Source organism: uncultured Intestinibacter sp., assembly GCF_902468165.1.
GTDB lineage: Bacteria > Bacillota > Clostridia > Peptostreptococcales > Peptostreptococcaceae > Intestinibacter.
In genome coordinates this window covers 21,421-27,923 of sequence record NZ_CABQXJ010000034.1, presented here as the reverse complement: position 1 = coordinate 27,923, position 6,503 = coordinate 21,421, and the positions used below count along the sequence as shown (strand labels likewise).

General features: G+C 24.0%; 4 protein-coding genes. 1 reads left to right on the top strand and 3 read right to left on the bottom strand.

Going from position 1 to position 6,503, the window contains the following annotated elements; translation table 11 throughout:
• Window positions 1-1,292, bottom strand: a 1,292-nt coding sequence (locus RDX53_RS07695; RefSeq protein ID WP_307993918.1) for a hypothetical protein, incomplete at its 3' end; no start/stop codon positions are given.
• A 145-nt stretch (window positions 1,293-1,437) separates the two neighbouring features.
• Between RDX53_RS07695 and RDX53_RS07690 the strand changes: the two genes are divergently transcribed.
• Window positions 1,438-2,580 (top strand): glycosyltransferase, encoded by a 1,143-nt coding sequence (locus tag RDX53_RS07690; RefSeq protein WP_307993917.1) that lies wholly within the window; start codon window positions 1,438-1,440, stop codon window positions 2,578-2,580.
• Window positions 2,581-2,698: 118 nt separating this feature from the next.
• On the opposite strand, the gene RDX53_RS07685 is transcribed toward RDX53_RS07690, so the two are convergent.
• The gene (locus tag RDX53_RS07685) at window positions 2,699-3,364 is read right to left on the bottom strand and encodes a hypothetical protein (protein ID WP_195931632.1); all 666 of its coding nucleotides are present in this window, start codon (window positions 3,362-3,364) and stop codon (window positions 2,699-2,701) included.
• Window positions 3,365-4,272: 908 nt separating this feature from the next.
• Window positions 4,273-6,171: a glutamine synthetase gene (locus RDX53_RS07680; protein WP_195931633.1), complete on the bottom strand. Its 1,899-nt coding sequence runs from the start codon at window positions 6,169-6,171 to the stop codon at window positions 4,273-4,275.
• Between the last annotated feature and the right edge of the window lie 332 nt (window positions 6,172-6,503).

Here is a 6,503-nt window from a genome sequence, read left to right as displayed (position 1 = left end):
ATAAATATTATAAATGTCATAATTAATATTTTTTCTAAATAAACTAAAATAATATCCTTATAATCAATAAATCTCATATATACTCTAATAAAAATTATATTTGTTGTAAGTGATATTCCCTGGCAAATAATAATTATTGCAATCGTCAATCTAGATATAAATGTAATCCCATTATTTAATACTTCAATAGAATAAATTTGATTAAAAAATCCTAATACAATTGATTTTGAAATATAATCTGGATAAGGCATTTTTAATTTAGTCAAAATAACTTCATATCCCCATCCAATCGTATTTACTATATTTACATTTCTCGTTATTATATCTATAAATAAAAATACAATTAATAAAATTGGTATAATATTTGAAGCTATATTTATAGTTTCATTGAAATTACGCAAAATAGTTTTAAATAAATTCTTTTTCTGAGAATTTTCTAAGTACAACAATATAGACATCTTAAGTTTATTTCTTTTAAATGATTTTTCTTTAAATTTATTTTTTATAAAAAATGTCTTTTCTTTATTTTTTATAGGATATATTCTGCATATAATTAGATTTGTTATTATAAATACAAATAAATAACATATTATGAGAGGTAAAAAATTTATTTTCAATTGATCTGCTATATATACTACTATTGAAATATGTAAAATTGGGTAGTTTAATATTCCAGAAATAGCTTCATTTTTTCTAAGCCTTCCTTCTTTGTATAATTTATAAATTACATAAAATCCTAAAAATCCATCTACAAAAAAGAATAGCGCACATATAAGTATATTTTTTCCGCTAGCTCTAAAAAACTTTTTTGTAAATCTTCCAAAGCAACAATCAAAAACATATAATAATCCATAATCTAGTAAAAACGGTAAAAATATCGAGCTTATTGGTAGAAATATTATAATTTTAAATATACTTTCTTTCATTATCTGAATTAAGTTTTCATCCTTAAAAAATATAAATTCATTTTTAGTAGTTAAAACAATTAATATTAGTAACGATATGAACTTTAATACAATATCTACTTTATCTATTAGAGTCTTTTCATTTTTTGCTATTTCTTTTATAGCTAAAAGTGCAATAAATACGATTATACAAATATATACAAATCCTTCATATTTTAAATAAACTAAATTTGTAATAAAAAATACAGGAAAAACAACTTGTCTATTTATACTAAGTGGTAAGAAAAATATACAACATCCTATTCCCGAAAATAATACCAACTTTATTAATTCAGAAAAATCGTCTCCTTTTATTTCTTGAGTTTTTTTAGATTTTACATCATCCATAAAATCACCTCTATATCTAATTTGCTCTTTATTATCTTTTTCCTTTATTTTTTATTTTTACTTATTTTAGTAAACCTGTTATTAATTTTAGTAAATATTTGTATAAAATTTGCTTTAAATTTGATATAACTGTATAATACTATAAATGGTATTATTTTTAATTGGAGGTGATATTTTGAATAATATTAATAAGACTATATTAATATTAACTGCTCAATTTGGTGCTGGTCATGTCAGTGCAGCAAATGCTATAAAAGAATATATTTTAGAAAAAAATCCAAATTATAATATAGTAATTCAAAACTTTATAAATGCCAGTATCCCACGCATAAATAACCCAATGGTTAAAATGTACGAGAGAAATACTAAGTATGTTCCAGAACTTTATAATTATTACTATTATGCTAAAAAGAATTTTAATTCAAAGTTTGATATAACTTATAAAATATATACTCCAAAATTGACAGAGTATATATTAGAAATAAAACCAGATTTAATAATATCTACATTTCCATCAGCTGCTGGATGTGTTCACAATTTTAATTCAAAAAAGGAAAATACACCTATCCCCTGTATAACAGTTATAACTGATGTTGTAGATAGTCTAGAGTGGATTTTCCCAAATACTGATATGTATTTTGTTCCTACTTATGAGATTAAACATAGATATGTTCAAAAAGGATTAAATCCTGATATTTTTAGAGTTACTGGTGTGCCGACAGATAAGAGGTTTAATATAAAAGATAAAGTATATTTTCAAGATGGAAAATACAATGTACTTCTTATGGGCGGTGGTAGAGGTTTATTTGACTTTGATGAAGATTTTGTTAGATGGCTAGATGAGTTTTGTGACAATTATAAAGACAAACTTCATGTTACTATTGTAACTGGAAAAAACGAAAAACTATTTAACAATTTAACAGTTAAAAAACCGCTAAAAAATATAGAAGTATTGGGATTTGTAACTAATATGCCTGAACTTCTTAAAGATAATGATCTTTTAGTAACTAAACCTGGTGGTGCAACTTTATTTGAAGCTATAAATGCTCAAATACCAATTATTATAAAGACACCTAAGGTAGGTCAAGAAATCGAAAACTCAAAATTTATAATAGATAAAGGAATCGGCATTGTATATAATAATGATGCAGAATTACAAGAAATTTTTGATTTAATGGTAAATGGTGATTTAGACCATAGATTTAATTTTATGTTAGAAAATTTAGTCCATGTGAAGAAAAATATAAATCCAGAAAAAATCGGCGATTACGTAATGGAGCTTCTATAAGTATAGTTTCCTTAGAATTTAAAAATTCTCTTTTCTTATGGCGCCAACAAATCAAAGATTCCGTTGCTTTAGTTAATAGGTTGGAATTAAAAAAGAGGTTTTAAAAACCTCTTTTTTATTATCTATACTGTTCTAAATTAATAACTTTACCTAAGTCAACTTTTTCTTTTATAAGCTTGTTATTCTTATATTTTATGTATTTTATTTTACTTCTGATTATATTTAATTGATATAATTCTATTAATGTGAAGATTATAATAGCTAAAATTTCATAACTTACCATATAACTTAAGTTCTTCATATTTTTGATATTGATACAATAAATCCCTATCAAATCACAACTCAATAATTCTACTATAATTATTGTAGATAATTTTTTTAAGTTTAAGCTTACTTTACTTTTCTTGCCTATTTTATATATACTCATCTTGCTTTCGCCTAACATCATTAAAATATCTTGAAATGCAATTTTACATATACTCATATCTACAGCTTCTAAGATTAATGTCAGTATAGCTAAAAACATAACAAACCCTAAGTTAAATTGAATTAATAGATTACTTTTCATATTGTTTGTTATTAGAAAATAAATACTAAATATTACAAAAAACGACATAAATGTATAGTTTATTCTATTTTCTTTTTTCTTAGTATAAAAAGTATATAAAAAACCTACAGTTAAAATTAGCCATGGGATACTTGAATATTGATTATAAAAAACTGCGATTGCAATTATCGGTAAGATACAATAAATTAAACTCTCTTGTATTAGTTTACGTTTCATAAAATCGGCTCCCCTCTTTTTACTTTTCTAATTAGATAATGAAAAGACCATATATACTATAAAATATGTTAAAAATCACTTTTTGTTATTTATAAAATATAATGATTGTTATCATATATCAAATAAATACATTTTATATTTATATATTCTATTTTTAGAATTATAATTCCTCTAAATTATCACTAACTTTATATTTAACAAATTTGTAATTAACTTTTAAAACCCCTATATTTTTTTGTTTAAAATATACTTTTTTGTCATCTTATTAAATATATAATTAGTAACAAATATTTTATATTGAGGAGTGATCTTATGATTAAAATATTAGGCATGATTAGTGGAATTATATGCACTATAATGTTATTTCTTAATTTGCTCTTATACCTTCTAAAAGATATTTATTTTAAAATAAATAAAATAAGTATAAGGAAATTAATAAATAGAACTTTGCCTTTTTTATCAAAAAATAATAGATTTTTTGTAGGGATTTGTTTTATATCATTTTTGATTTATTCAGCTTCTATGTTTAGATATATCAATTTTTTTAATTTTAATATTTTAATTTCTTTTTTGTTAATAATAATTATTACCTTTGATTTTCCTATATTAAAACACGATACATATTGTTATTTGAGGAAGATTGCATCATATCTGATTATAATATTTTTATTATTTCATATCTACTTTATATACTTATAAACACTTTAATTTCTAAGTTTATATATCTCCCATTATTATATTTTAATTTTTTACAAAATCATTATCATAAAGAGGCTTAAAAGTTTAGATTTTTTAAAATCCATGTAATGAAATTATACTTATCCATAATTTATAAATAAATATAATTTCCTTGCAATTAAAAAACTGCTATATAGATAAAATTTCTATATAGCAGTTTAAATTTTAAATTAATAAATATTTTTTTTGTAAGTTGAATATAGTACTCTTATTTCTTTCATATATTTGCTAAGCTCTAATTGTAATTCTGAAACTTTTTCATAATCCTTAGCATCTATAGCATCATTTATTCTTGTAAATAATGATTTTCTAGTTAATGTATCTTTCATGATATTGAATTTTATATCAGAAATTTTATTCCAATTAACTTCATCTAGAGCATCCATATTTTCTTTATTGTGTAATTTTACATAACCTCTTAATAATTCCATGTCATCATGTATTATTCTGTGTCTTAATTCTTTTTTCCACTTATCAAGTGAACCGTATTTAAATGAGTCAATTATACTATCAGTAAATACATTTCCATCTTTTAAACATTCTAATTTTTCTTTATATTTATCAAGATTTAGCATATTTTCATATACTGTAGCAGGTGGCATTCCAAATCTTTCATTTCTTTCTTCATCATTATAATAATCAAATACATTGTTTTCATCTCTGTATTTTCTATCTTTTTCTAGGTATAAACCTTCTTCCCCGATATCTTTAGATAATTCTTTTTCTAAAGCTTTAGTATCTAAACCACTCTTAGCTGCAAATTTTATACCATCTAACATAGCTTGGTATCCAGCTGCCATTACTAAGTAAGTGTTTGAAAGTGGATTTGGAGATCTAAGTTCAAATCTAAGTGATTTAGGCTTTTTAGCATCTCTTATAAGTCCTACAAGTACAGATCTGTTTCTTGATGGAGTTTCATAAGTATGTCCTAGTGAAGTAACTACACAAACTGGAGCTTCAAATCCAGGTACAAGTCTTTCAAATCCATCTATACTATTAGTAACTATAGGGCTTATAACTTCATAGTTGTATAAAAGTCCCATTAAAGCACCGTATCCAGCTTCACTTAAGTAGTCTTTCGTCATATCTTGCGGAGCAAATAAATTTTTAAATGTTCCATCTTTAAGTATTAAACTTACTCCAAAGTGAGTATGTCCACCACTTCCTGCAACTCCTTGAATTGGTTTTGCTTTAAATGTAACTTCTAGACCGTTCATTGAAAATATATCTTCTACTACTTCCCTTACTGCCATTTCATTGTCAGCTGCTTGTATTGGAGTATCGAATTTCCAAGATATTTCAAGCTGCTCCATAGCATGCTTAGTTTTTCCATCTCTAGTTATAGAACTAGCGATCCCACCAACTTCTTTGTGAGCCATTTCTGGAGATATTCCCATTTTTTCTAATTTTTCTAGTGATTGTTCTAAACAAGTTCTTATTATTCCGTGAGTTCTTTTCCAGTATTGTTCTTTTAAACTTTGTGATACAGATAATTGCTCTAAATCAGCTTTATCTTCAGGAGTATTTACCCAGAATTCTAATTCAGTAGCTGCAGTTAAAACAATATCTTCTATATCATTTACACTATCTACACCTATACTGTTTAACATTTTTGGATACTCAGTAAATATCTCTATTAATGATTTTTTAAAGTTAGATTGAGCTTTTCTAAGTATTCCTCTTGAACCTACTCTTTTATTATCGTGTATTAAAAGAGCTGGTATTTTAAGAGTTCCTACTGGAAGCCCTGTTTCACTGTCGATATTTTGTAAATTATAATCTACATACCAGTTACAATCTTGGTCTGGCATTAAATCTACTTTTGCATTGTTTAATGTTGCTATGTTGTGAAGTTCAACACTTGATCCATCTGTTTGTATTGCAGATTTTAGAAAATCATCTACATCATCTAATAATAAACTTACTGGTATTTTTTCATCTGTGGCATTTCCACCAAGGTCAACACCCATTAGAGATACAAATTTTATGTTTTTGTTTTCTAATAATATTTGTTTTAACTCTTCATTACTCACTTTTCTTTTGTCTATTACATGAATTTGTTTTTTCATAAAAAAATAGTCCCCCTACAATCTCAAATAAATCCGTATTTTTTGCGCATTTTTGCACATTTCATTCGTATTAAATGTTTTACTTATTATATAAAATTTTATAAAAATATGCAATATATTTTATTTATTTTATCATTATTTCATTATGATAACAAAAATTAATTTTCTCATATATTAATAGTAAAAGCATATTTTTTATCGATTTAATGCTATAATTAAATATATGTAAAATCCAATTTTGAGGCTAATAAATTCACTTATTCAAGATTTTAAAATTTTGAAATATGCGACATAAATATATTATACAACTATACAGATTTTAGGAGAGAAAT